The organism is Pyrobaculum ferrireducens (genome assembly GCF_000234805.1).
Classification (GTDB): Archaea; Thermoproteota; Thermoprotei; order Thermoproteales; family Thermoproteaceae; genus Pyrobaculum; species Pyrobaculum ferrireducens.
This window is the reverse complement of sequence record NC_016645.1, coordinates 2,080,990-2,106,303: the sequence shown is the minus strand read 5'-3', so window position 1 is coordinate 2,106,303 and position 25,314 is coordinate 2,080,990. Positions and strand designations below refer to the sequence as shown.

Below are 25,314 nucleotides of genomic sequence, written 5' to 3'. Positions count from 1 at the left end.
CTATGGATTTTGAAACTGCTAAGATACTCCTCGGCGTTGGGCTTATTCTGCAGATCATAGGCTCCTTTACCTGGCTGGGAGATCTTGGGGCCGTCATGTTGGTCGGCGCAGTCCTGGCACTGGTCGGCGCCCACGGCCTCGCCGACTACTACAACCGCCGCGACATATTCAACAACCTCCTATACGCCTACATAACAGCCATCGTGGGAGTGGTAATAGCCGCGGTGGCGCTGGTGGGCTGGCTTATACACACCGCCATCTACGCGCCGTGGGCACTACCCAAAGATCTCTACGGAATCGTGTTTATCGCCGTAGGGATCTGGGTAATGGTGTGGCTCATAAAGGTGGCTGCCACCAACTTTGAGAGGAGGGCGTACAGAGCCCTCCACGAGGTAACCGGCTCCGACAATTTCCAAAAAGCGGCGACTTTTGTGTGGATAGGGGCCTTGACTTACGTGGTATTCGTCGGCATTTTGATATACATAATAGGGCTGATCTTCGCAATAATAGGCGCATTTGAGCTCAAGCCAAGGCAGGCGGAGGGCTCTGCAAAACCTCCCTATACTTAGCCCAAAACTCCCCAATCCTCTCCAAGTGGTCCCTGGGGAGAGGCTTGCCGTCAGACGCCGAGGCGTACTCCTCCAGCTCCTCCAGAGATGTGGCGGTGACAACCACGCTGGTGACGGGGAAGGAGAGGACAAACTTAACCGCGTACTGCCCCAGGGAGAGGCCCAGCTCCCTGGCGAGGGGGGCAATCTCCGCCTCCACAAGCCGCCTTGCCTTCACTAGCCACTCTCTCGGCCTCAGCGACCTGTGGTCCTCCGGCGGGAACTCCGGCTTGAAGCTGTCTGTCAAGACGTCGCTGGCGTGGGGCACCCTAGCCAGGAGAATCCTCCCGGCCCCCCGCCTAATGAGCTCAAGCCCCGGCTCCTGCTCCAAGATATTAAATACAAACATCAACGCGTCGAGCCCGGCCTCCAGCGCCGCGATGCCCTCCTCCAACACATCCACCTCAGGCCCCAGCGCGGCCCCTACGTAATCCGCCCACACCCCGCGCCTAGACAGAACATAGCCAGCCACCTCCCGAACAGCCCCGGCCGGGGGGTTGTGGAGCATTAGTATATTCGGCCTCCTCCCAAGCCTCTCCGCCGACCGCGACACGGCCATCTCGAGGTACCGGGGGTCAAACCTCCTCGCCGGCCTCCCCCCGCCGTAGAAGTCGTACCCAACCTTCGTGGAGATGACCACGTCGTGCCCTCTCAGCCACTCCCCCAGCAGAGCCTCGCTCCTCCCCCTCCCATACACGTCGGCCGTGTCGAAAAAATTTATACCAAGATCAAGCGCCCTCTTCACAAGGGCCCTCGCCACGTCGTCGTCAACTCTGTACAAGTCGCTCCCAACAACCCACCCGCCAAAACCAATTTCAGAAAGCCTAAGCCCCATCGACTCCCTATAACGCATAGCAAGACCCCGACTGATAAATTTAAACACACTCAACGGGAGTTGCTTGACCCCCCAGGTGCTTACCCGCTCAGCGCTTAACGGGCTTGTAGATCACAACGGCGCAGAGCTAATAACAGCGTGTCTAAACGGCCCCGTGGAGTGGATCAGTTTGCTGAAATACTTCAACTCTCGAAATTTAGAAAGTCCCTGCGGTGAATCAACGCTTAATGGGAGAGTTTCCGCAACGGCCCCCCGTTATTCAAAGATGGACATGTAGAGAAAGCGGGTTAAGAAACGGAGCGCCGAAGGGCCATCAGACGCGTCCCGTCTGCACACGCTACGGATCCACATACTACAAGCTTCAGAGACGCTTGAGAGTGAAAAGGAGGTGGGAAGCGGGTAGTCACAAGATCTCCCAATCCACTTGTTTCTCCAGCGCACGGACAAGTAGAAGCAACGAGGCGGCTATTATCGCAACAGAGACCGCTACTCCGGCGTTTGAAGCAGGGCCGTGAGCCACTAAAACATGGTGACCAGACTTCAACACAGTTAGGGGTTGCGGCGAGCCTGGCCTCGCCTCTTCCCCGGCGAACCCCCATGGCTCTAATTTCACTGTGTATACCACCCACATATGGCTTTTAATTCCAATCACCGCTGTTATTAACACCGCCGCCGCTACAGCCCCGACTACCCACTTCACAACGCCGTCCCAACCCCTCTCAGCCAGCTCATGCTCTCTAGGCGGGGGGCCCCGGTACATACCATTCTTAATCTCCTCCCTCAACCTCTCCACCTTTTCCCTCTTGGCAAAAATGGGGGCCATGGCGATGCCGGCGACGAAGCCCCCCATGTGGGCAAAAACGGCGACAGAGGGCTCTATCAGGGGCAGTAGAAACTGGAACCCAGCCCATATGGCTATGTCGTAGCGGGCCGACATCTTCATACAGTAGCACGAAAAGCGGATACAAAAACAGCGGTATGTGGTTGACCCGGGCCAGAGATATATGTATGCGCCCAAAACGCCACTAATAGCTCCGGAGGCTCCCATCATGGGAGCCAGCATGTACCTCGGCGTACCCACAGCAGAGGCAAACAGCACCTGAGCCGCCACCGCAACGTAGCCACAAGCCATATAAAAGACGAGGTATCTCAGCCTCCCCATCGCCGCCTCGACGTTATCGCCATATTTATATAGAAAAAGCATATTTCCCAAAATATGCAACACGCCGGCATGGGCAAACATAGAAAGAATAACCTTAGGGTTAAGCGGGTTCTCCACAAACTCAGAAGCAGTTACTCCCACAGCCCACGGATTCTCAAACATCATACCCAAAGTCACGAGAAAAACAATGACGTTAACAATAATCAAGCCGTAAGTAACATCCGGCGAATGCCTAGGAGAGGTGTCTTGCAACTCCCGCCACGCAGCATCAAAGCCATGAGTCCACTTCCCATCCTCCTCCTCGTCCTCCCACCTAGGCACTAAAACAGATCATATACGTAAAATTTAAGGACAACGCCACTAGTTATTTCTAACAGCGCAATTTGTTTACTAGAGGGGGTTTGTGCTGAGCGCGATTTCTACCGCATCCTCGGGGTCTTTGGCTTCCACCGCCCCTCTGTCTACAAAGTACTTAAATGCACGCCACACGTCTTCTGCGTCTGTGCTGGGCTTCATTACTATTACGACTCTGCCGGCTTTAATGCCGTACTTCACCTGGTACTTGGTGCCCCAGCCCCTTTCTCTGTACCTAGACTCCGGGATGATTACAGCTCTCGACATACCCGAAATTATCCTATTTCTCGCGGCCAGCATCTGGTCGAAGCCTCGCCTAGCGTCGTCACCAAAGGCGTACTCAGCCACCACAGTTGAGTTGCCTCTTTTGAGAAAATACGAAATCTCGCGGTACAGCACTATATGCGTTCGGCGCGGCTCGGTGGACTCCAGCACTCTTCTCCACAGCGCTGGCCACACGCCTATGACCCAGCCGCCGGCTGAGCGCGCGCCCTTTACCGCCGCCGTGTCGACGCCCCTGGCTAAACCCGTCACCACCGGCACGCCCCTCTTAGCTAGGAGGCGGCCCACCTCCGCCGCCGCCTTGAGCCCGCTTTCAGTGGGATCTCTGGTCCCCACCACAGCCACAGGCCACTCGACGAAGTTGAGAGGCCTCCCCATACGAAAAATTAACAATGGTGGGTCCACCACGCCGCGGCCGTATTCCATGAGGAGCTTTGGGTACTCGCCCCACCCCATGGGAAGCGGCACAGCCCCCAGCTTAATGGCTAACTCCAGCGAGCCCCTCAGCTCCGCGGCCTTTTGCTGAGCAAGGCTAAATGAAGGAAGCTGTCTAAGTAAGCCTATAAGCTCAGCTCCGTCCTTCAGTTTAGCGGCTAGACTCCTTATGGGACCCCACTCCCTCCGCCAGTGTATGGCCGCGCTGTATATCTCAGCCAGCTCGTCCAGAGTATAAGGATAATTGTCGTCATAATAATCATGAACCTCATATATCTCTTTCACGATACACCTACCTACGTCCTTTATTACAGCATCGCGTGAGATGACTGCAGCGTATACCCTCCTGGCCCCCGCCTCTCTCAGCTTTTTAGCCAACGCCGCCACAGAGGCGCCCGTAGTCCTAACGTCGTCGATAATAACCGCCACAGGCCTATCCAGCTGTTTAAGCACCACCAAGTTCTCTTCGTGGCGCCTCACAGCACAATCAAAATCTTTTCTACAGGAACTTCTAATTTCAGTAGACGATATCGGCAATTTCTTCCCCACAACGTCATCTTCGAGTACTATGCGATATCCTTGTTGAGTTAAGCTATCTACGACAACTCTGGCGAGCTCAAGCGCCTGGTTGTATCCCTTCTTCTCCTCTGGGTGCTTGGGCATTGGAACAACAACCGCTCTGTTTAAGTCGCTCGACCACCTATCCTCTATTACAAACGCCATAGCTATTCCCAGCCATTTAGCAACTTCTGCAGATTTCTTAAGTCTCAGAGTCTCAAGAGACGCTTGGTTCCCAAAACCAGCCTCCTTGGAGTAGTAAAAGCAGAGAGCAACAAAATCGTCAACATTGGGAAGCCCAGCAGACGACACCTCACACGGCAGATAACGCGCCCCCCTTATCCAATCAATAGAACGACACAAGATCTGATCCCCCAAGTGGAGAAAACCCCAGAAACACCTAGCTACAGCTGGCATACACCCACTCCAGCAATCTAAAGCAGATTAAAAGACTCACCACGCCGCTCCACCTGGCGACCAGCCAAACCACAGACAGCAGTAGTAGGGACATTCATATCTTCTCCACGTATAAAAACTCTAGGAGAGAGAAAACTGAAAATAAGATATACTCGACTTATAAAGGGCCAGGTCGCCAACTGAGACCGGGGAGGGATTGATGGAGACGCCGGATTTCGAGCCCAAGTTTACTCCCCATGGCAAAAGCCCTACAAACTGAGGATTATACCAACACCACGATATTTCTACCCCTACATCACGGCACATAGCCAAAGAGACGAGACGTTGAAATACATCCCAGCGGAATGCCTAAAGAGCATAGGCAAGCCACAACAAAAATGCCACCCCTAATCATTTGAGAGCATCCACAACCAGCAAAATCCAAGAAAAACTACGCAAAATACACCCAGAGGCAAGGTGGTGGGCCCGCCGGGATTTGAACCTTATCCCAAGCCCCCACGCGGGGGCTTGACGGGACCGCCCGGTTATGAGCCATACGCGGGGCGCCGCCCCAGGGCGCTCCACCTGGCTGAGCTACGGGCCCCCTCGCTTCTATAACTGTGCTTGTTTTTTAAGTTTTTCTCTGGGGGTATGCCCAGGTCGGCGCATGTGGGCTCTAGGCGGATCGACGCCTCAGGTGCGCCTCTGGCGAGGCGCATCCGCCTTTCTTCTCTGCTCCATCTCTTCATTCCCAAGTCCTTCAACGCGGCAACTGTCTTTTGGTAATCCGCCTGGCGCTACCCTTTCTTCTCTTGGGAGGTGCCAGAAGCCGCATATAGTCTTCGCCGTAGTTCCTCCGCATACTGCTCCTCAGGTGGGGGGCCCGGTGGATCTCTTCCCGTAGCTGGCCAGCAGTGCGGCCGCGGCGGCGAGTCTGGCCGCCGCCACTAGGAGTATAGCCGGCGTGGGGCCTAGCGCGGCCCATAACGCGGCAACCAGGGGGGTAGCGACGCCGGGGAGGTTGGCTGTGAGTACCGCGTTGAGGGCCACCAGCAGGCCTCTGTGGGTTTTAAAGACCTCTGAGACGTATATGTTTAACGCCGCTCTGTATATCGAGGCCAGAGAGACGCTTCCCAGCATGGCGTAGGCGAAGATGGGCGCCGCCGGGCTGAGCAACGCGAATAAGGCGGTGAAGGGGAAGTCTGCGAGTAGCAGAGCCGCCATGAGCCGGGGGATCGACTCTCTGTACTTATCCACGAGGTGGCCCAGCGCCAGCGAGATGGGTATGGGCACGAGGTTGTAGAGGGTAAAGAACATGGCGATCTCGCGCTCCGACATGCCCACCACCTCTTTTAGGAAGGGTGCTATGAAGGTCGAGATTGCGAAGGAGATGCCGAGAAGCGTCATCACGGCGAGCACTCTGCCGTAGATGCGCGAGGTGAATACAGTTTTCAACTCCCTGAGGTAGCTGAGGGAGGTGGAGGTCGAGGTCCTCCTCGCGGTCTCTATGAGGAGGAATCTGGCGGCGAGGCCCGCGGCTGATATCGCCAATATGACGTAGACAGCCCACGTATGTCCGTGGGAGGCGGCGACTAGCCCCAGGGCAAAGGAGCCGGCGGCGTACGAGGCGTATGAGAGGGCGGGGCCTATTGAGATGATCTTCCCCCTCCAGTTCTCGGGGACGGACTCTATACGCATGACGAAGGAGGCCGACGTGGGGAGGCCGTCTGCGATGTGGAACAGCAACACCGCCAGCGGGAGGAGCTCCGGCTTCAAGAGGCATAGGATTGAGGAGATGTACACCACGTCTGTAATTATCAACGTGGGCTTCCGCCCAATTCTATCGGCTAGGTAGCCCCCCGCCAGGTTGGCGGCGGAGTCTAGCACCTGCGCCGCGAGCCTCACCACGGCGAAGACGGCGAGGCCCCAGTCGTACAGCTTGAGGGATAGGTACCACGTCAGAAACCCGTTTATAAACCCCTTACTGTAGCCAACTCCGTAGAGTATAGCTACGTTCCGCTTAATCCACGCCATGAGGGGCCAGCGACGCCACTTTGATCCAGCGGCGCGTCTCTGCCCACGTCCCCACACGCGCCTACCGACGGTTCTGCCTCGGACCTTTCATATATCTCTCCTTCTACTTCGTTGACCATAATAGAAGTGGGAGGCAACTTTAAAAACTTTCCTTTTTTTACATTTATCAACTCAATGGTTATGTCTGGCTCTTTTTATCGGCTTCGACGAGGCCTATGTACTCCACCACAGCCTCAGCTACATACGTCACAGCTATCTCCGAGGCCTTCTCGTAGAGAGGCATCTGCCGCCTGCATAAGAGGAGATTGTGGAGGGCGCGTTCGGCCCTTAGGTAACCTCCTCTCCTTGCAGACGAATACCGGCGTGTAGGGCGCGACCGGAGGCTCAGCCGCCGCGGCCTTCTCGCCGCCGCTTGGCGTGGCCTGGGGGCCTCTGCTTGGGGGGGCGCCGTGGGTCTTGTCGTGGGTTGTGGTGGAAACATATATTTACGTGTCTGGGGGTTTTGTGCTTGAGTTTTCGAAGCCTTGGAGGGATCCTGCTGGCTACAAGAGGGGGAGGCTTCTGGAGGCGCGGTACGAGGCTGAGCTTGCTTTGAGGTTTCTGGAGGAGGGTCTCTACCGGAATGCGGCTGGCAAGGCTTTTGGAGCTTGGAGAGCGTTGCTGGCGGCGTTGGCTGTTGACTACGTTGAGGTGTTGGCGGAGCGCTTCCGTGGGGTTAGGGGTACTAGGGAGGGTAGGAGGGTTAGGCTTGCCGACTTCATTGCGGCGTTTATGCCTACGGGCTACATGCTGGCGGTGGCTAGTGTGCTTGAGAAGGCGGCTGGGGTCGGCCTCGTGGGTTTGACGAACGTGGCTTTGAATCTGCACGAGCTTCAATACAACGGGCTGGATAGGGCGGGGGTCTTCGGCAGATATCCCTCTCTTGAGTTTGTGGAGGAGGACGTGAAGAGGCTCGCCGCCGCCGTTTTGGAGCTGGCGGCGAGGCTGGGGGCGGGTTAGAAGATTTTGATCTTGAAGATTTTTATCTTGCATATCTCCGTCTTTTGTGTTTATTGATAGGGAGGGGGAGCTGGGGTTTTTGGAGGAGCTGTATAGAGGGGGCAGGCCGCAGCTTGTGGTGGTCTATGGCAGGCGTAGGGTTGGGAAGACTTGGCTGGTTAAGAAGTTTCTGGAGGGGAAGCGGGGCGTGTATATACACGCGCTCCGCCAGCCGATGGGGGTGGAGCTGGAGAGGCTTGCCGAGGCCCTCTCCAGGGCATTGGGGACGTACGTGAGGGCTGACTGGGGGTCTGTGGCGGAGGCGCTGGCGGGGGCTGGGAGGTTTGTGCTGGCTGTTGACGAGTTTACCTACTGGGTGGAGGAGGACCCCGGGGTGCTGTCTAAGCTCCAGCAGCTGTGGGACGAGGTGTCTTCTAGAGCTCCCCTGTTTCTAATCCTCCTGTCGTCGACCGTGTCGCTTGTGGAGAAGTCTCTGTCCTACGGCGGGGGGCTCTTCGGGAGGCGGACCGCCCAGCTGAGGCTGGGCCCGTTCGCCCCGCATGTGGCTCGTCTAATGTTGCCTTTCTGCGCCGAGGAGCTGGCTGTGGCCTACGCGGTGACCAACGGCGTGCCGTACTACATATCGCTTTTTGAGGCGGGGCGGGGGCTCTGGGGTAATTTGGAGCGGCTCTTCTCCAAGTGGGGGCCTCTGTACGAGGAGGCGGAGAACCTGCTCCGCTTCGAGGTGAGGGAGCCCCACGTCTATCTAAACATCGTGAGGGCCATCGAGGAGGGGGCGACTACGTACTCCGAGATCGCGGACAGGTCCCGAATCCCCTCCCAGACCCTCGCCAAGTACCTAGCCGTGCTTGAGAGGTTGGAGGTCGTTAGGCGGGAGGTTCCTGTGTTGGGAAAAGCCAGGCCTATCTACGTCGTGTCGGATCTCTACGTCAAGTTCTGGATCCGCGCCGTCTATAGACACAGGGAGCTTGTAGAGCTGGGAGGCGCCGCACCTGCGGATGTGGATAGGTACATGCAGTCGGCTTACGAGGAGGTGGTGCGGAGGGCCCTCCCCCGTCTGCGGGAGAGGGGACTCGCGGCGGCTGGGGGCAGATGCGGGAGGTACTGGAGCGGAGACGTGGAGATCGACCTGGTCTGCGTGGGGGAGGGGGGCTACGCGGCGTTTGAAGTCAAGTGGGCCGACTTAACCCGGGACGAGGCGGAGGAGGTGCTGAGGGAGCTCAAGGCTAAGAGCGGCGGCAGAGAGGGCCGCTACTACGTCGTGGCAAGGAGGGCCCTGGGGGAGAAGCCCCCCTGGCTCCTAGACGCCGGCGACATATTCGAAGCCGCTCCATGCAACACCTCACGGTAGGCGCCCCGCAAGCAACCACCTCTCGAGGCCCCTGGCGCCCCTCGCCGCCCTCTCAGCCGCAGACCTCAGCCTAGCCGCCACCTCTCTGGGATCCCCGCCGCAGGCCTCTGCCAGCTTATACGCAAGCGAGAGGAGGTGGCCCGGGTCGGGCTCCGCCTCGTACGCCCCCAGCGGGGTCACTAGCCTGAGCCTGCCCCTGTACACATACGCCTCCACCGGGCAGGGGTCGGCCAGCATGTCCAGCAGAGCAGCCCCGCGCCTCCCCAACACATACACCACCCTGGTCCTCCCGCCCCTCTCCGCCCTAGCCCACCTCAGCACCCCCAGCAACTGTGCCGCCTCGATCACGGCGAAGGCGTAGTCGCCCCACCGCCTGTAGAGGTGCCAGAAGGTCACCTCCCCACCCAGCCCCCTGGCCATCTCAGCCGCCTTCAGCAAGTCGCCCGCCTTGACGAAGCCGTGTGTAGTCATGAGGCCAGCGCAAGGGCGTGGAGCTTCCACAGCCTCTCCACGTACTCAACGGCGGCTCTCCTCACCTCTTCAAGAGCCGCCGGCCTGGGCTCCCCGCCCAGCGCCAGCCAGGGGACGTAGACGGCGCCGCAGCCCGGCAGGTAGAACACGTCCACCGGGTCGCATGTGCACCTCTCGGCGAAGTACCGCGCCGCGACGTGGAGGGGAGTCGCCTTCTTCACCTCGGCGAGCCTCCGCCTCCACACAGCCTTGTAGATAAACAACTGCTCGGGCGGGGCCTCCAGCAGAGCCCCGACGGCAACGCCCAGCGGGTCGCCGCCCTCCACCGCGGCCCGCACAACGTCGCGGTACCTAAGCCTCACCGCCAGGGGGAGGTCGTGCGGCCTCAGAAGCCCCCCCTTCACCTCCCAGACCCCGGCCCCCATCTTGACGTAGTTCTTCTCAGCGGCGCCGCCTCCCCTCGCCGGCGCCAGGAGGAGGACGTCCCACACCCCCTTCAGCTCGAGCCTCAGCCCGCCGAGGGACTCGGCCCAGCGGAGCACGTCACCTGCGCGCTTCTCCTCGACGTAGATGGAGTCCGTGTCGCCGTAGATAGGCGAGAAGAGGCGCCAGGCCTCGTCGAAGAGGCGGGCGGCTTCGGCCCGAACCGCGAGGAGACACGGCTCACATATCATCCCCCACCCCGCCTTGCCCCACGCCCCTATGCCGGCGTTCATAAGCCACTTAAGCGCCTCGGACTCCCACCTATCCGCCGCGCCCAGCCTCCTCCTCAGCCACCTGCCGACGACGTCGGCCACGGGGCCCCCGTCGAAGCAGTATCTACCCAGCACCCCGGCTTCCAGCCCGGAGGCGCAGGGCCTCGCCGTGGTTGGATCCACGCCGTACTTCACCACCAGCGATGGGAAGAGGGATTTGAAGTCGAGCTCAGCCACGCGTCTGTAGATCCCCGGCGACCTGGCCCTGGCCATGTCGAAATACGGCATGTCGAAACTCCGCCGCGAGTCCTCCACCACGTAGCCCCTCCTCTCAGCCTCGAAGTGGAAAACCGCCTCGGCCAGCGCCGCGGCTGAGTTGGTCTCCAAGACATCCAAGACGGCGTCCACCCCGACCCCAGTAACCGAGGAAAAGGCCTCCAGCAGACGCACAGCCTCGGCCGCGAGGAGGTAGAGGGCGTCCAGCACGTCGCCGGGGTCCCCCCTCCACGCCTTGAGAAGCCACACGTCGCCGAACCTCTCCGCGGCCTCTATCCAGAACCCCCTCCTGTAGATCAGGCGGAGATCCACCAAGACGCCGCCGCAACGCGGCCGCCGCCCCCAGTACGCCACGTACCGCGCAGGGGGGCAACCGACCCCCCGCTCCTCCCCCATCCGCCACCTCCAGACGCCGCCCGCCAGGTGCACCGCGGCGACGCCGCCGCCGGGCTCCGGCCTCCTGGCCCCCTCGAGGTAGGCGCGGACGGAGGGGGGTATGTAGGACTGCGCCACTCTGTAGCCCCTGGCGACCAGCTTCGCCCTGAGGGGCCCCCAGCGCCTCGCCGGCTCGGCGACCCGCCACACGGCGTCGCTAGACTCTGTGTATACAAACCCGCGCCTCACCAGAGGCACCAAGTCGACTCTCTCGGCCTTTACAGACGGTCTGGGGCCAATTACATACACAAAACAAGTATTTTCAATGATGTATATCAGCACAGCTAACAATAAGTACAGAAGAGAGAGTACATCGAAAGTAAACAACGCGGCGGACCTCTTAATCTACAGACTTCGAAGCGCCTAATCAAGTATTGAAGTGGTAAAGTTGAGAGGGTTGCTAGACGGCGGCGGGAGCGGCGGCGCGACGCGTTTTTATACTAGGCGTCGTGTGTGCCGGTGATGAGCTAGCTCCAGCGCGAGTATGAGCGGATCGATTTGCGCTGATAAAAGTTTTTTAAGGAGGTGGCCGCTTCTCTCTATGGAGTTTAGGGTCGGGGCCGTGTCGGTGGTGGTGGCCAAGGGCGACATAACGGAGGTGGAGGCCGACGCCATTGTCAACGCGGCCAACTCCTATCTCGAGCACGGCGGGGGCGTGGCGGGGGCCATAGTGAGGAAGGGGGGCCAGGTAATTCAGGAGGAGAGCCGGGAGTGGGTCAGGAGGCACGGCCCCGTGCCTGTGGGCGGCGTCGCCGTGACCTCCGCGGGGAGGCTCAAGGCGAGGTACGTGATCCACGCAGTTGGGCCTCGGTGCGGCGCCGAGCCTATCGAGAAGCTGGGAGACGCCGTCAGAAACGCCCTTGCCAAGGCTGAGGAGCTGGGCCTCTCTTCTATAGCCTTTCCGGCGATCAGCACGGGGGTCTTCGGATGCCCCTACGAGGCGGCGGCTGAGCAGATGGCGAGGGCGATAAAGGAGGCGGCCCCCGGCCTAAGGACTGTGCGGCGGGTACTTGTGGTGCTCTACGGCGATGAGGCGTATCAAAAATTCCTAGAGGTTTTCAAAAAGATCTTCTAGGGCTTTGCGGCTGCCTGGAGCACCGCCTCCAGTAGGGCAACCAGATCGCCCTCGTTTTTTATAGATTTTACAAAGCCCAGCACCTCCGGGTCGTCTCCCAGCTCTATCTTCTGCTGGGTTGTGTGGGTGTACTCCGCCGTGTAGCCCGTCTGGGTTGGGCATTTCCTGTAGCTCCCTGACGTCATTTCTAGATACGCCTTGCCGCCTCTCATAGTCACAGACGCGGCGGCGTAGGCGCCTCCTCTGCACTCCTCGACGTGGCTCACCTCTTCAAGAGTGAGGGAGGCGTCGACGAAGTCCTCCCCCTTCTCGATGTAGAAGCTGTGGTAGTTGCTCTCGTTTTTCGCAATTTGGTTAAAGACCTCTATCCACTGGATTATCTTTTCCATTTGCCCTCCACGGGCCTACTATTTAAATATTAGCTATCCGCGCCGGGCCGGCCCCCTCGCCTCTGTGTCCCCATTTTGTCTAAAGGTTTTTAATACCCACATCTCAGCGTGACGTGGATATCCCGCTGGTGGTGTATCTTCATTCGTGTCCCAACTGCGGGGGGCCCATTACTTCCGACAGGCTCGCCCTGGGGTTGCCCTGCCGGGAGTGCCTCCCAGAGGGCTCCAAGGCCGCGTCGATTCGCGAGGTGGTCGCGGCTCTGCGGAGGCGGCGGGCGCTTAGGGGCCTGGCGTGGGTAGACGCCTACCTCCGTAGCTACGAGGAGTTCTCAGCCTTTTTCAAAGAGGTCGTGGGGTTCGAGATGTGGGGGGCGCAGAGGCTGTGGGCCCGGCGCCTTGTGCGGGGCAAGAGCTTCGCCATAATGGCGCCGACGGGCTCCGGCAAGACTACGTTTATACTTGTGGCCACTCTATACCTGGCGGGGGGCGGGAGGAGGGCCCTGTTGATATTCCCCACCTCGGCCCTCGCCCACCAGGCACATAAAAAGCTGACGGCCTTCGCCGAGAGGGCGGGGCGCAGGGTCAAGGCGCTTGCCTACCACTCCCTCCTCACCGAGCAGGAGAGGAGGGAGGTGCTGGAGGCTTTGGAGAGGGGGGATTTCGACGTGCTGGTCACCACCTCGGCCTTCCTCCCCAGGCGCTTCGACTTGTTGAGCCGGTACAAGTTCGACTTCGTCGCCGCGGACGACGTCGACAGCATACTGCGGGCCACCAGCAAAAACATTGACCGCATCCTAAGGTTGCTGGGGGTCTCCGACTCGGTGCTGAACGCCGCGCTGGAGGTTATCAACCTGGCGAAGCAGATGCGGAAGGCTGAGGTGGCCGGCGATCTAAAGGAGGTGGAGAGGCTGGATCAGCAGATCGCCTCGCTGAGGGCTAGGCTTAGGGAGGAGGTGGGGAAGCTTAAGCTCGGCGTCTTCGTCGCGTCGGGCGCCCTGGCGAAGGCGAGGAGGACCGTGAGGCTGTTGCTCTTCCGGGAGATCCTCGGCTTCGACGTCGGCGGCAGGGCGGAGGGCCTCAGGAACGTCGTCGACCTCTACGCGGAGGCCGGCGGCGACTTGGCGGGGCAGGTGGTGGAGCTCTTAAAGAGGCTGGGCCCCGGCGGCATTGTCTACGTCCAGGACAGGGAGCTGGGGGAGACCATCGCCGAGCGGGCTAGGGAGGCGGGGATCGCCGTGGAGACCTTCTTCCGCCCGCGCCGCGGCGTCTTGGAGCGCTTCGAGAGGGGGGAGTTGGCGGCGCTGGTGGGCCTCGCCTCTTCCAGATCTGCGCTTGTCAGGGGGATCGACCTGCCCCACGTCATCCGCTACGTGGTCTTTGCCGGGGTGCCGAAGTTTAAGTTTAGAGTTAGGCTGGAGGAGTTCTCCATACCCGCCTACCTAACCTTTCTCTATAACGTGAGGTCTGTCCTATCCGGCGACTTGAGGTACAGGGCTGACAGGCTCATAGGCCAGCTGAAGAGGCTGGCGCCCTACACGCTGAGCGTGCAGGAGGCGTTGAGGAAAGCCGCCGAGGGCGGCGAGCTCTCCAGCTTCGACAGACACTCCGTGGAGGTGGTGAAGTCCGCGGTGGAGTTCGTCGGCGACTTGCTGAGAAGAGAGGAGATCCGCAGAACTGTTGAGACCTCTACCGAGGTGAAGCTGGCGTATATAAACGGGGAGATGTACGTCTTGGTGCCCGACGTCACAACCTACATACAGGGTAGCGGCCGGACGTCGCGTCTATACGCCGGGGGGCTCTCAAAGGGGCTTAGCGTTGTGTTGGTGGACGACGCCAAGGTCTTCCACGCGCTGAGGCGGGAGCTGAAGCTCAGATTCGACGAGGCGGAGTTCAGGAGGCTGGACGAGGTGGATCTCGGCAAAGTTCTAGAAGAGGTGGACCGGGATAGGAGGGCTATTAGGGATATCATAGAGGGGAGGGCGGCCCCCGCGGCGACCGGCGTCGAGCTTATGAAGACCATCCTCATGATTGTCGAGTCCCCCACCAAGGCCAGGACAATTGCCAACTTCTTCGGGAGGCCCAGCCTGATAATCGCCGACGGGGTTCCCATCTACGAGGTCTCCACGGGGGACGCCGTCTTGATGGTCACCGCCTCTCTCGGACACATCTACGAGCTCCCCACCTCCCTAGCTAGGATTGAGCAGAGGCAGAGAGAGGTCCTAGCTAAGTGGTTCGGCGACTTTAAACACGACGGCTACAACGGGGAGGACTACGCCGTGATTGTCACAAAGAGCGGCTTCGTCCCGGTTTACAACAAGATCTGGAGGTGCCGGGGCGGCGTCTACGTAGACGACGTGGATATTCCACAAAACTGCAAGCCGCTGGACGTGCTGGAGTCTATTAGAAACATCGCCGTGGAGGTAGACACAGTCCTAATAGGCACAGATCCTGACTCCGAGGGCGAGAAGATAGCCTTCGACCTCTACATGGGCCTCCGGCCTTACGTCTCTGACATAAGGCGCATTGAGTTTCACGAAGTCACTAGGAGGGCTATTCTCAACGCCCTGGCGAGCCCCCGGGGGGTGAGCTTCCCCTTGGTGAAGGGGCAGATTGTGAGGAGGGTGGAGGACCGCTGGATAGGCTTCGGCTTGAGCAAGGTGCTTCAGGAGAGGTTCGGCAACCCCAATCTCTCGGCCGGCAGAGTCCAGACGCCGGTGCTGGGCTGGGTGGTGAAGACCTACGAGGAGTCGCTGAGGAACCGCATGTACAACGTAGATCTCCAGCTAGACGACGTCGACCTCAGGCTACAGATACCCAGAGACGTGCTGGACGTTCTGCGCAAGAAGAAGCGGTTGGCGGTTAAGCTTCTGGGGAGGGAGAGCCGCGTGGTCAACCCACCGCCGCCCTACACCACAGACGAGTTGCTTAGAGACGCCGTGAACAAACTGGGCCTCTCAGCCGACTACGCCATGAGGCTAGCCCAGGACCTCTTTGAAAGCGGCCTCATAACATACCACCGAACCGACAGCACAAGGGTGTCCACTGCGGGAGTCGCCATAGCAAGGGAGTACATCGTCAAGAAATTCGGCGAGGGGGCCTTCAAGCCGAGGACGTGGGGCGAGGAGGGGGAGGGGGCGCACGAGGCCATTAGGCCCACGAGGCCGATAGACGTCGAGGAGCTCCGCGGCCTTGTAAACGCCGGCGTCATCCAGCTCGCCATCCAGCCAACCCGGAGCCACTACCAGCTCTACGACTTGGTCTTCCGGCGCTTCGTGGCGAGTCAGATGGAGCCGAGCGTGGCGCGCGTCGCCAAGTACGAGCTGGAGGTAGACGGCCACGTCTTAACCCTCGAGCGGGTTGTCGACATCGAGAGGCAGGGCTTCCAGGTGGTGTACCAGGTGACGCCAGTGGAGCCGGAGCTCCCCACGGGCACCATAGACGTCGTGGTTAAGCGGTACCGCGTCATCCGGAGGGTGCTGTCGCAAGCCGACGTGCTGGCGTTGATGAGGCAGAGGGGCATCGGGAGGCCCAGCACCTACGCCCGCATACTGCAGGTGCTGGCCAAGAGGTACTACGTCTACGTGACGGGCCGTAGTAAGATCATGGTGCCCACTAAACGCGGTATTGAGGTATACCACTACCTAGAGAATACATTTAGTAAACTTGTCGACGAGGAGCGGACAAGGCTGATAGAACAGCTTATGGACGCGATCGAAGCCGGCAAGGCTGTATACGAAGAAGTGCTACAGGAGCTGTACAACGAGTTTAAGATAAACGTACTGCCCAGCCTATCCAAGACGTAAATCTCCAGTGCACTTCGGCGTGTATACAACAACACATTTATAGAGAGGCTCTCAATTTACGTGTTGAAAACCTTCTACCGCGTGGGGTGTGATAGATGTGGCGTGGTTTTTGAAGTAGAAGAGGGAGAACTCGCAGGAGACGCCGTGAGATGTCCCCACTGCGGGGCTCTTTCCACTCCTAAAAACGCGGCTCCTGTGGAGTACGTCGTGTTGCAGGACTGCGAGATCCGGGACTGGGAGAGAATAGGCATGCTTAGCAACGCGGTTCAAGACCTGCTTCTAAAGGCTTTGGAGTCCGGGAGGGCCCCTAGGGAGCTCCTCCCCATAATCGCCAAGCTGAGAGACGTGGGGGCGTTGATATGCCTCTGACAGACTACCCCTCGGTCTTAAGACACTTCAAGGACTACATAAGGGCATCTGGGGGCTTATTTGAGCTGAAAAAGGCGCTTGACTGGAGTGTGTGGTACGCGTATAAGTGGTGGAGAGAGGTTAAGGAGGCCGGGGCGGCCGATTTACGCAACTCCTTTGTAAAGGCGTTGTACACGTCGCTACTGGCGAGAGGTGTTATACACGAGGACGGGCGGCTGGGGAAGGAATTGGAGAAGCCGGAGATGCCCAAGGGGCTCTACGCCCGGGAGTGGGTAGAGATGCACCAGAGATTTGACGAGCTGGGCGCGGTGAAGATAGCCACGAACCAAGTGGATAGGAACGCCCTCGAGCTTTTCCACAGCGACATACACCTACAGGGGTGGCACAAGATCATGATTGGGGCTTTTTTAAAAGCTACGGGGTTCTCCGGTGGCCTCTCAGTGCTGGAGCCTCTGAGCGGCGAGGGCTACCTGGCTACTTTGGTATATAGCGAATATACGCCGTCTCTCTACCTCGGCTTCCACCCCAACCCCTCCCTAGTCGAACTCTCGAGGAAAATGGTTAAAAACGCGCAGTTCGTCGTCGCTAATAGTAGCTGTGAAGTTAAGGGCTCTTACGACGTGGTGCTTCTACTGGAGAAGCTCCACCTATTTACAGACCCCGCCACCGAGTTGAAATGTATAAGAGAGATCTTGAAGCCGGGCGGCAAGCTGTACATAGCACAGCCAGTGGTAGAGTCTATGCCGGGGTACTTGGCGATTCACGCCGCCGCGGCCGTGTCGCACATCAATGTATTCACCTGGAAGGAGGTTGAGCAACTACTAGAGATGGCGTTTGTACTCCACCGCCGTCTTATAAAAGCCATGCCCTTCTACGGCGCCGTGTGGAAGCGCGGATAGGCCCCGTGCGCTACTTCTCTATGTATATACCTGGCTTGAGGGGCAGAGCCGCCCTCTTCTTCCCGCCCAGGTCGGGGGCCTCCGGGTCGTCGGCTAGGTACACCTCCACTGGGGCGCCTAGCGCCTTTTCGACGTAACCCCTGTACGACGACAGGGCCTCCACCTCGTTAAACCCCTCCGCCGACGCAACCAGCGACCGCACCTCGTCCCCCAGCGTCTTCACCAAATCCACGACGCGTTTAGCCGCCTGCGGCGGGGCCCCCGCGTTTATGACAGCCTTAACGTCGCCGCCGAGCGCCGCCTTGACCCAGGAGAAGTTGGAATTGACGTACACCACGACCCTCTTGACCCCCGGCCCGTACGCCGGTATCTTCTTCACGTCCTCGACCAGCATATCCACGTACCTCTTCGCCAGGAGGGCGGCGGGCTCCGCCTTCAGCCGCGGCCAGGGCGCCTTCGCCGCAAACCCCTCGCCGCCCAGCACCGACCACACCTCCTCGGCTAGGTGCGGGACGATCGGCTCCATGGCCACCGCCCACGCCCTCGCCGCCTCCACCGCCAGCTTGGAGGGCTTCTCCACGGCGGCTAGGTACTGGTCGAAGACGGCCTTGGCGTTGTAGAGAACCTCAACCGCCGCCTGCCTCACCCTGACCTTTTCATACGCCTCCCTCGCCCTCTCCAGCAACAGCGCCACCTCCGACACAAGCCACATGTCTAGCCAATTCGGCCTCCGGTCCTCAGCCCCCTGGGCCAGCCTCTGCGCCAAGTTGTAGATCGACATCAGCTGTTGCGCGTTTCTACGAGCCTCGGCGTCTCTGAAGTCGAGGTCCTGCTCCACCTCAGCCGATATCGCCAGCGTCGCCCTCAGCGGGTCGGGGCCGTACATCTCAACCGCCCTGTCTAAAGGCAGGACGTTGCGCTTAGACTTAGACATCTTCTCGCCCTCCCTCAACACCCAGCCGTTGGCCACGATCTGCCTCGGCCACTTCTCCCTGGGGAATATGGCCACGTGGTTGAAGATGAAGAACGTCAAGTGGTTGGGTATCAAGTCTTTGCCGGAGTTCCTCGAGTCCAGGGGGTACCAGTACTCAAACTCCTCTCTAATAGCCTTGAGAGCCTCTGGAGAGGCCCCGATCCTCCTGGCCACCTCCTCAGCGGTGCCCACGCCTAGGAAGACGTAGTCCCAGAACTCCTCGGTGAGCTGCTCCGGCTTTAGGCCGAAGTGCCTTATCTTCTTGATCACGGTGTAGTACGCCATGTATATCGTCGAGTCGCTGAGGCTCTCTATAACCCAGCCGCCGCTCCACGGCAGAGGCGTCCCGAGGCCCCTCGTCCTCGCACACGCCCTCTTGTCCAGCCAGTCGATAGTGGCGTAGAAATGCGGCTTCGCCTCCGGCGGGATTATAGACATGGCGCCGACCAGCTCCCTAGCCAGCTCCTTCCACCTAGACTCGCCGTAGTTTATAAACCACTGATCCTCCAACACCTTCACCACAATCTCAGTGCCGCAACGGCAGTACACAGGCTTATTCATAATGTCGTACATCACCCCGCCCAGGCCGGACTCTACAAGCCACTTCGAGATAAACTCCCGGGCCTCCCTCACCGGCCTCCCCGCGAAGTACATCTTGAAGACAGCCCTCACCATGGACCGGGCAGGCTCGGGGAGGTGCCCCCCCACCAGCTCCGCCACGTCCTCCCGCATGTAGCCCCTGGCGTACTCAGCGGAGTAGACCTCCTTAGTAGCCTCCTCCAGAGCTGGGTCTGTCTGGCTCTTTATACCCATGCGCTCCACCACCTCCTTCGCGGGGTAGTCCCCGTAGCCCTCAACCCTGATCAGAGGGATGAGCCTCACCGCGCCCATGTCGCGGAGAGCGGCGTAGTCGTAGGGGGCGTGCGCCGGCACAGACATAACCACCCCGGTGCCCACCCCGGGATCTACAAACCTCGCCTCGTACACAGGCACCCACTCCCCAGTTACCGGGTTCTGCACCGCCCTCCCCACGAACTCCCTCCCCTTGGCCTCCCTCAGCACCTTGACGCCGCCTTGGAAGGAGAGGCGGCGGGCCGCGTCTCTGCTGAGCACCATTCTGCGGCCGTCGTACTCAGCCACGACGTATTCAGCCTCAGGATTAATCCACATGTTAGTCACGCCGGGCACAGTCTCCGGCCTCAGGGTGGCCGCCGGGAACACAAGTCCCTCGCCGTCTGCGAAGTATATCAGCGTCCACTGGCCGATGTCCGGCTCCTTGTCGTCCTTGGTGTCGTGGGCCCCCACGGGCATGGAGTGCCTCGGGCACCAGCCCACGGGGTGCCTCCCCCGGACGATGAGCCCCTTCTTCCTCAGCTTCTCAAACTGCCACTGGATAAAACGCTGGTACTCCGGATCGATGGTGGTGAACTCCCTACTCCAGTCTATGCCAAGGCCGAACCTCTGCATCGCCCTCTTAGACTGCTCGTGGAAGTACCGAGCCAGGTACAGCGGGTTCCCCATCTTCTTAATCTCGGACTCCGGCACCCCGTATATGGTCATGTACTCCTCCGCCACCGCCGCGTCGCCTGAGGCTATGGCCTCGGCGATGGTCAAAATCGGCGTGCCGGTGTAGTGGAAACCCATGGGGAAGAGGGAGATCCGGCCCATGTGTCTATAGAAACGGGCCAGCACGTCGGCTATTAGGTACGTCCGCCCGTGGCCGATATGTATGGCGCCGTTGGGATAGGGATACGCCGCCGTGATGAAGTACTTCGGCCTCCCCACCTCCGGCTCCGGCTCGAAAACCCTGGCCTCGGCCCACCTCCTCTGCCACCTCTCCCCCAGCTCAAGGAAGAACCTAGCCAACTCGCTCATAGCCTCTAAATGCCCCGTGTATTTAAACCTGGTATACATACACCCTAAGAGCCGGGTTGTAAGCCACCAGCCTCAGCCCAGGGACCTCCCACATGTAGGAGACCACGTAGGCCCCCGACCTCAGCTCCCTCCTAAACTTCTCGGCAAGCCTGGCGTTTACAGAAGGCCACTGGAAGATATAGACAACATCGGCGTCTCTAAGCGGCGTCTTGAACATGTCGCCAAGCACCACCCTGCACCCGCAACGGAGCGCGCAGACCAGCCACCTAACGGGGTCTATCTCCACGCCCACGGGAACGGCGCCCATCGCCTTCGCCAGGGCCAGCACCCCGCCGTATCCACACCCCAGATCGTACACCTTCTTGCCCGCCACGCCGATCCTCCTAAAGGCCCACTCCGCCGCCCTTCTACTCGACGTACTGTAAGCCCCACCCCTACCCACGAGGTAGGGCCACAGGAAGTGGAGAACGGCGACGATGGCGGCGACGGCGACTGCGGCTACGTAGATCATTCCACCCTCCTCGCGACAACCCCCACGTCGCCGATTTCCACAACCTCCACCACGTCCCCAGGCGCGCAGGAGCCGCAGTACACCCTCCAGTAGGCCCCCTCCAGCTTCACCAAAGCCCAGCCGCCCTCCACCTCCACCACCACCCCCCTCCTCCCCACCACAGAGGCAGAGGGAGGCGGTCTCCTCTTGAACTCCCGGCTAGACTTGAGACCCACCACCACGATCAGCACGTAGATCGAGAGGAGCGCGCCGCCGAGGGGGTACCCCAGCCACGGCGGTATCCGCCCGAGAAAGGTGAAGAAGAGGACGAGTCCACCGACGAGGCCCAGAGCCGACGCAGAGATAACCACATCCACATGACCCACTCCACACGGGTTTAAATGTCCGCCCCTTGGAGGGGGCGTTTTCACAGCCGCCGAGACGGCGCCTCGACACCCCACGCCAGGGGCGCGTATAGACACGCCACCACCTTATAAACTAACCTCCGCAAATTATTAAAACCACTAAGAATTAGATGCAGTGCTGGACAACGTCAAGGTTCAGATCTTGAGAAAAATCGCGACCCAGGGCTACACCACGGTAACCGATGTAGTTAAAGACCTAGGCATAACGTGGGGCGCCGCCCAGTGGCACCTCTTCTGGCTTGAAAACAACGGCTATGTAAAATCCGTCAAGATAAACAACACAACTATATATATTATAAACTGTCCAAACCTCATTAGGAAGCTAGACGCAGTAGAGAAAGCACTAGCCAAGACTGAAACAAAGGGCACAAGACACACGGCGTAGTCATTGCCAAATAAGCTTATCCATAGACCCAACGCAACACTCTAGACCACTTACACAGCGTGTGGGGTGCCGTTATTCGATCTGTTAGCTGTTTCAATTAAACTACTGCAAAGCCTAGAAAATTGTAACGTTGTAGGCAAGCCGCTCACAGACTAGTAAGTCCAGTACCAGTGGTATGTAGCTCTCCTCTTTTTGTATACCAGCGCTGTTAGGGCGCCTGCGATGAAGCCGCCTATGTGGGCGAAATAGGCGACGCCGCTCTGCGACAAGGTTATGAACTCCAGGGCGCCGTAGAAGAGCTGGTAGAGGAACCAGAACCCGATGTAGGCCCACGCCGGCACCTCGACCATCGTTATGACGAAGAATAGTATGAGCGTCAAGATGCGGGCTCTTGGGTATAGCACCATGTAGGCGCCGAGCACGCCGCTTATGGCCCCGGAGGCCCCGAGCGCCGGCATGTACACTGGGCTTGGGCCGGGGTAGCCCGTAGCCGCCATTAACGAGGCTTGGGTCTCCACCGCCATGTAGTGTGTGAACGCCGCGGCGAGGCCCCAGAAGAGGTAGAGGAGGAGGAAGGTGCCGTGGCCGTAGTAATCCTCCACGTTGTCGCCGAACACCCAGAGGTAGAGCATGTTCCCCACTATGTGGAGCACGCCCCCGTGGAGAAACATGTGGGTGACCCACCGGTAGGGCTCCTCCCACGCCAGCGCCGGGACGAAGGCGTACTGCTGAACAAACCGGGGGTTGAGGAGCTCGTATATAAACACGGCGATGTTTATAAAGACAAGGGCCTTGGTGACGTAGGGAAAGGTCCTCGTGGGGTTGATGTCGCGCAGAGGGATAGCCACACCAAGAACAGCCTCTATAATTTAAAACTGTTGCAGACCCCACTGCCGGGGCGTTATTTATACAGGAAGTATCTCCAGCTCTTGGGGAGCCCCCGGTACATGTTGTGTATCCTTTCCCAGATGTAGTAGCCGAGGAAATACCACGGCCAGTCCACCGGGGTGGGGATTGCCTGTCCAAAATCCACAAACTGGAAGGGATGCGGCACCGCCGACCTCCAGTAGGGGGAAGCCAGGGCGAGGGGTACGTGTGATAAGAAGAGGCCTAGTAGGAAAAAGAAGAGCGACTTTACCCTATTCCAAGCCCCCCTCGCCAGCAGAATTGGCACAGCCAGCTGGAGGACTAGGTATAGCAAAATAGAGACAACCGCCGCGAGGCGACCATGAAGAAACACCCCAGCTCCCAGCGTTGCGATCCACGGGATAACCCACCTCCAGCTGTAGGCAGAGCCGTACGCAGAGAAGTACGACACAACTGCCGCAGGCAGTATACCCTCTCTCAAAAAACCAAAGAGAAAGAGGTGGAAAAAAGACATAACCCCCAAGACGAGGCCCATTAGGAAAAAGGGGTATTTCAAAAACCTAGCCATATGACGTAGAGTCACAATGGGCTGTGTACACAGCGTTTGTAAATATTTCCTGTTTCCCACAAGTAAATGTCCTAAAGAGGTGGATATTAGACTGGCTGATTAATCTGACAGTTGGATCTAAATACGCCGAGTAGCCGCCGTACACGACGCCGCACATTTTTACCTGCTTAATTATAAATGTCACAGACGCATTATGTTCAATAGCCGGAGCTAGCGTTGCGCCGTCTATCGCAATCTTATCCGGCGCCAACGAGCCCAGCGACACGGTGTATTTCAAATCACCACCAATTTTATCTACCCTCACGCCGACGAAAGACGCCGCCCGGACTACATCAACGGCAAAGGCAACCCAGCTTATATAGCCCAATGCCTTAGAAGCCCACTTTATTGATCCATCAACCATGTTGCTGATAAAACCAACAAGCAAATCCACTATACTGTTACCGCCTTCGGTGTACGTCCCCATCGAGACCATAAGCTGTAAAGCCACAGGTGCGCCTTTGCTACTCGCCTCAACGGTAATCTCCACTGTCGGACAGTGGAATTGCATCCGCTCGTACTTGCTTATGGAAATTGCAAATTGAGGTTGATAGTATGAATCGCCAATAGCATATAGCTTGAGATCTACCTTATCTCCGTAATAGTAAGTAGTTCCGGAGTAGTGGTCTATTATAGACATGAAACCCGACAGTGTATAGGTACCCCAGTTCATGTTATACTGCAGAAAAGCCAATGACGACCTAGCGTTCATCTCCGGCCTATATAGACCTTCTATTCTCATCTGCTGTATTGTAACTCCACTGCTGTACACGTCCCAGGTAAAGGGCCCGACGGCTATGCTGTGGATTAAGCCACCTATATAAAGACTAGCCGCAACCGCCGTGTCGAAAGCGCCGGTGAACATGGCTGGGGTTACTACATAGTACCAGCAACCGTCTATGCCTTGCGTTCTAGTTACCGCGCCTATGTAGAAAGGCCCCCAGTAGATGTTTACACTAGAGGGGGCGTCGGGGGCGCATGTCTTCAAAACCACGTTCGCCCTTGCGCTACCCCAGACATAGCCAGGAGGAGGCGTAAAGCCGGGCACGGCGATGTACGTGCCGTTGTATAGCTGTGAAGCACCCGGAGGGGGTCTTACAACAGTGCCTCGGCCCGGCGACTCCATGGCGAAGGGCTCTGCATAGGACTTAGCCGGAACGACGGCGTATATAAATGCGTCTATGTAGTAACGGCCGTAGCCGCCCACGCCGGCGGGTACACATATCTCCAAGTCCACCCTCTTATTCCAATCTCTCCACTTGCCTAGATCCGCGTAGGCGAGGTACCAAGGCCTCGGCGGGTTTGGGACGCAGTGTATACCTGGGGCAACCATACTACTCCCGTTTAGAATGAGGTTAGACGCGAGGAGCCTGCCCTTGTCTGCGTCTGTGATATTAGCCTTTATGGAGAGGAGGAGGCAACCGGCGTCTCCGTAGACCTCGGCCCGCGTGGCCTGTGTGAAGCTAAGTATAAAGCTAGACGTGCCGTTGGGTAGTATAAAGCGGCCTCTGGCGCAGACCTCCCCGGTTCCGCGCTGAGTCAGATCTAAGACGTAGTGGTCGGTCTGTGCTAGTTTAAAAGACGCCGCGATGTTGCCGGAGAACCCCTCGAAGAGATCTGGCCCAGGCGTAATTAGGGACAGCGGCTCTATCTGAGGCGTGATTAGGGGCTGTATCTGCGCCGAGTCTCTGGTAGCTACCTCTCTTATGGCTCTCCTCGCCGCTACTCTGCCCTTCACTATCTTGAACTTGTTGGCTGTGTACTCAAGCGGGAGCGCCGGGGGCGCGGCTGGCTCTTCTGTGGCGTTTATGATGGTGACGCCGTGTCTCCTACCCCGGGCCTCTACCTCTATGTAGAGCCCCCTCCCCGCCGGCGCCGGGTCGCCGGGCGGGAAGCACACCAACCCTTTTATAACAGGCGGGAGTACCGTCAAGTTCTGCACCTGGGGCTTCGTGGAGTTGGCCTCCCAGATGCCCACTGTCTTAATCACAGTGCCGTTGATATATAGCTGGGCTGGTTGCCTAGCCCCCCGGGAGGTGACGAAGCCGGCGATCAGCGGCGGCTTCCCCGCCAAGCCAGCCTCCCCAGCGTCTACACATATCAGAACCGGCCTCCCCGCGGATGCCTCCTGTTGTTGCGCAGAAGCCGTTGCTGTCGCCACTAAAAGCAACACCAGTGGTAGAAGCCACCGCACCACGTCAAAAAGTCACTGCTCTAAAAATTTGCCACTGTGCAACGCCGGGTGCTCACCAGCTCTTGGCTACAC

Annotated in this window: 23 protein-coding genes and 1 tRNA gene; 9 read left to right on the top strand and 15 right to left on the bottom strand. The window is 59.0% G+C overall.

Translation table 11 applies throughout. The annotated features are described in order from the left end of the window. Positions 1 to 2 precede the first annotated feature (2 nt). Complete coding sequence (locus P186_RS11790; RefSeq protein ID WP_014289731.1) at positions 3 to 569, top strand: DUF996 domain-containing protein; 567 nt, start codon at positions 3 to 5, stop codon at positions 567 to 569. Here P186_RS11790 and P186_RS11785 read toward each other — a convergent pair. From P186_RS11785 to P186_RS11770, 4 genes are all read right to left on the bottom strand, one after another. Further along, a complete protein-coding gene (locus P186_RS11785) occupies positions 523 to 1,461 on the bottom strand; it encodes an aldo/keto reductase (protein ID WP_148683042.1) in 939 nt (312 codons plus the stop codon). The two genes, P186_RS11790 and P186_RS11785, sit on opposite strands and share 47 nt — an antisense overlap. A gap of 385 nt (positions 1,462 to 1,846) precedes the next feature. Further along, positions 1,847 to 2,926 carry a rhomboid family intramembrane serine protease gene (locus tag P186_RS11780; protein WP_014289729.1) on the bottom strand — a complete coding sequence of 360 codons (1,080 nt, stop codon included), beginning with the start codon at positions 2,924 to 2,926 and terminating at the stop codon, positions 1,847 to 1,849. Between the two features lie 69 nt (positions 2,927 to 2,995). Continuing rightward, positions 2,996 to 4,546, bottom strand: a complete 1,551-nt coding sequence (locus P186_RS11775) for a DNA-processing protein DprA (protein ID WP_158307150.1) — start codon at positions 4,544 to 4,546, stop codon at positions 2,996 to 2,998. A gap of 562 nt (positions 4,547 to 5,108) precedes the next feature. Continuing rightward, positions 5,109 to 5,234: transfer RNA gene (locus tag P186_RS11770), tRNA-Ile, on the bottom strand. Positions 5,235 to 5,281: 47 nt separating this feature from the next. Here P186_RS11770 and P186_RS14595 point away from each other — a divergent pair. Then, the gene (locus tag P186_RS14595; RefSeq protein WP_257719872.1) at positions 5,282 to 5,416 is read left to right on the top strand and encodes a hypothetical protein; all 135 of its coding nucleotides are present in this window, start codon (positions 5,282 to 5,284) and stop codon (positions 5,414 to 5,416) included. 84 nt (positions 5,417 to 5,500) lie between these two features. On the opposite strand, the gene P186_RS11765 is transcribed toward P186_RS14595, so the two are convergent. Both P186_RS11765 and P186_RS13920 read right to left on the bottom strand, forming a co-directional pair. Continuing rightward, positions 5,501 to 6,664 carry an MFS transporter gene (locus P186_RS11765; RefSeq protein ID WP_014289725.1) on the bottom strand — a complete coding sequence of 388 codons (1,164 nt, stop codon included), beginning with the start codon at positions 6,662 to 6,664 and terminating at the stop codon, positions 5,501 to 5,503. Further along, positions 6,640 to 6,783 (bottom strand): hypothetical protein, encoded by a 144-nt coding sequence (locus tag P186_RS13920; protein ID WP_158307149.1) that lies wholly within the window; start codon positions 6,781 to 6,783, stop codon positions 6,640 to 6,642. Before P186_RS13920 ends, P186_RS11765 begins: the two co-directional genes overlap by 25 nt. A 370-nt stretch (positions 6,784 to 7,153) precedes the next feature. On the opposite strand from P186_RS13920, the gene P186_RS11760 reads away from it, so the two are divergent. After that, complete coding sequence (locus tag P186_RS11760) at positions 7,154 to 7,663, top strand: PaREP1 family protein (protein ID WP_237179414.1); 510 nt, start codon at positions 7,154 to 7,156, stop codon at positions 7,661 to 7,663. 46 nt (positions 7,664 to 7,709) lie between these two features. Next, positions 7,710 to 9,014, top strand: a complete 1,305-nt coding sequence (locus P186_RS11755) for an ATP-binding protein (protein ID WP_014289722.1) — start codon at positions 7,710 to 7,712, stop codon at positions 9,012 to 9,014. Here the strand turns inward: P186_RS11755 and P186_RS11750 are convergent. Beyond that, positions 9,006 to 9,515 (bottom strand): hypothetical protein, encoded by a 510-nt coding sequence (locus P186_RS11750; RefSeq protein WP_237179413.1) that lies wholly within the window; start codon positions 9,513 to 9,515, stop codon positions 9,006 to 9,008. The two genes, P186_RS11755 and P186_RS11750, sit on opposite strands and share 9 nt — an antisense overlap. Further along, on the bottom strand, positions 9,482 to 11,173 hold the full coding sequence (locus P186_RS11745; protein ID WP_014289720.1) for a DNA-directed DNA polymerase: 1,692 nt from the start codon (positions 11,171 to 11,173) through the stop codon (positions 9,482 to 9,484). The genes P186_RS11750 and P186_RS11745 overlap by 34 nt, the downstream gene beginning before the upstream one ends. A 259-nt stretch (positions 11,174 to 11,432) precedes the next feature. Here P186_RS11745 and P186_RS11740 point away from each other — a divergent pair, with 259 nt between their 5' ends. Beyond that, on the top strand, positions 11,433 to 11,966 hold the full coding sequence (locus P186_RS11740) for an ADP-ribose-binding protein (RefSeq protein WP_148683041.1): 534 nt from the start codon (positions 11,433 to 11,435) through the stop codon (positions 11,964 to 11,966). Here P186_RS11740 and P186_RS11735 read toward each other — a convergent pair. Continuing rightward, positions 11,963 to 12,355: a hypothetical protein gene (locus tag P186_RS11735; RefSeq protein ID WP_014289718.1), complete on the bottom strand. Its 393-nt coding sequence runs from the start codon at positions 12,353 to 12,355 to the stop codon at positions 11,963 to 11,965. The two genes, P186_RS11740 and P186_RS11735, sit on opposite strands and share 4 nt — an antisense overlap. Positions 12,356 to 12,468: 113 nt before the next feature. Here P186_RS11735 and rgy point away from each other — a divergent pair, with 113 nt between their 5' ends. From rgy to P186_RS11720, 3 genes are read left to right on the top strand one after another with little or no spacing between them, the layout of a single operon-like run. Beyond that, positions 12,469 to 16,158, top strand: coding sequence for a reverse gyrase (gene rgy / locus P186_RS11730; RefSeq protein ID WP_014289717.1), 3,690 nt, complete (start codon positions 12,469 to 12,471; stop codon positions 16,156 to 16,158). Positions 16,159 to 16,218: 60 nt separating this feature from the next. Further along, positions 16,219 to 16,527, top strand: coding sequence for a zinc ribbon domain-containing protein (locus P186_RS11725; RefSeq protein WP_014289716.1), 309 nt, complete (start codon positions 16,219 to 16,221; stop codon positions 16,525 to 16,527). After that, positions 16,518 to 17,426, top strand: coding sequence for a class I SAM-dependent methyltransferase (locus P186_RS11720; RefSeq protein WP_014289715.1), 909 nt, complete (start codon positions 16,518 to 16,520; stop codon positions 17,424 to 17,426). Before P186_RS11725 ends, P186_RS11720 begins: the two co-directional genes overlap by 10 nt. 10 nt (positions 17,427 to 17,436) lie before the next feature. On the opposite strand, the gene leuS is transcribed toward P186_RS11720, so the two are convergent. Genes leuS through P186_RS11705 form a run of 3 tightly spaced genes read right to left on the bottom strand, consistent with a single transcriptional unit; the run spans position 17,437 to position 21,141 of the window. Further along, the gene (leuS, locus tag P186_RS11715) at positions 17,437 to 20,274 is read right to left on the bottom strand and encodes a leucine--tRNA ligase (protein ID WP_148683040.1); all 2,838 of its coding nucleotides are present in this window, start codon (positions 20,272 to 20,274) and stop codon (positions 17,437 to 17,439) included. A gap of 22 nt (positions 20,275 to 20,296) precedes the next feature. Next, positions 20,297 to 20,785, bottom strand: a complete 489-nt coding sequence (locus P186_RS11710; RefSeq protein ID WP_014289713.1) for a methyltransferase domain-containing protein — start codon at positions 20,783 to 20,785, stop codon at positions 20,297 to 20,299. Then, entirely contained in the window at positions 20,782 to 21,141 is a 360-nt protein-coding gene (locus P186_RS11705; protein WP_148683039.1) for an NfeD family protein, read from the bottom strand. The genes P186_RS11710 and P186_RS11705 overlap by 4 nt, the downstream gene beginning before the upstream one ends. Positions 21,142 to 21,304: 163 nt before the next feature. On the opposite strand from P186_RS11705, the gene P186_RS11700 reads away from it, so the two are divergent. Beyond that, positions 21,305 to 21,574, top strand: coding sequence for a helix-turn-helix domain-containing protein (locus P186_RS11700; protein ID WP_014289711.1), 270 nt, complete (start codon positions 21,305 to 21,307; stop codon positions 21,572 to 21,574). A gap of 152 nt (positions 21,575 to 21,726) precedes the next feature. Here P186_RS11700 and P186_RS11695 read toward each other — a convergent pair whose 3' ends face one another. From P186_RS11695 to P186_RS11685, 3 genes are read right to left on the bottom strand one after another with little or no spacing between them, the layout of a single operon-like run. Continuing rightward, complete coding sequence (locus tag P186_RS11695) at positions 21,727 to 22,422, bottom strand: rhomboid family intramembrane serine protease (protein WP_014289710.1); 696 nt, start codon at positions 22,420 to 22,422, stop codon at positions 21,727 to 21,729. Positions 22,423 to 22,475: 53 nt separating this feature from the next. Further along, positions 22,476 to 23,024 (bottom strand): hypothetical protein, encoded by a 549-nt coding sequence (locus tag P186_RS11690; protein ID WP_237179412.1) that lies wholly within the window; start codon positions 23,022 to 23,024, stop codon positions 22,476 to 22,478. Beyond that, a complete protein-coding gene (locus P186_RS11685) occupies positions 23,002 to 25,242 on the bottom strand; it encodes a hypothetical protein (RefSeq protein WP_237179411.1) in 2,241 nt (746 codons plus the stop codon). Before P186_RS11685 ends, P186_RS11690 begins: the two co-directional genes overlap by 23 nt. Positions 25,243 to 25,314: the final 72 nt, after the last annotated feature.

What these genes read in the sequence shown, in the direction of transcription:
- P186_RS11790 (WP_014289731.1), top strand. Translation starts at nt 3, where the DNA reads ATGGATTTTGAAACTGCTAAGATACTCCTCGGCGTTGGGCTTATTCTG.
- P186_RS11785 (WP_148683042.1), bottom strand. Translation starts at nt 1,461, where the DNA reads ATGCGTTATAGGGAGTCGATGGGGCTTAGGCTTTCTGAAATTGGTTTT.
- P186_RS14595 (WP_257719872.1), top strand. Translation starts at nt 5,282, where the DNA reads ATGCCCAGGTCGGCGCATGTGGGCTCTAGGCGGATCGACGCCTCAGGT.
- P186_RS11765 (WP_014289725.1), bottom strand. Translation starts at nt 6,664, where the DNA reads ATGGCGTGGATTAAGCGGAACGTAGCTATACTCTACGGAGTTGGCTAC.
- P186_RS13920 (WP_158307149.1), bottom strand. Translation starts at nt 6,783, where the DNA reads ATGGTCAACGAAGTAGAAGGAGAGATATATGAAAGGTCCGAGGCAGAA.
- P186_RS11740 (WP_148683041.1), top strand. Translation starts at nt 11,433, where the DNA reads ATGGAGTTTAGGGTCGGGGCCGTGTCGGTGGTGGTGGCCAAGGGCGAC.
- P186_RS11735 (WP_014289718.1), bottom strand. Translation starts at nt 12,355, where the DNA reads ATGGAAAAGATAATCCAGTGGATAGAGGTCTTTAACCAAATTGCGAAA.
- P186_RS11720 (WP_014289715.1), top strand. Translation starts at nt 16,518, where the DNA reads ATGCCTCTGACAGACTACCCCTCGGTCTTAAGACACTTCAAGGACTAC.
- leuS (WP_148683040.1), bottom strand. Translation starts at nt 20,274, where the DNA reads ATGAGCGAGTTGGCTAGGTTCTTCCTTGAGCTGGGGGAGAGGTGGCAG.
- P186_RS11710 (WP_014289713.1), bottom strand. Translation starts at nt 20,785, where the DNA reads ATGATCTACGTAGCCGCAGTCGCCGTCGCCGCCATCGTCGCCGTTCTC.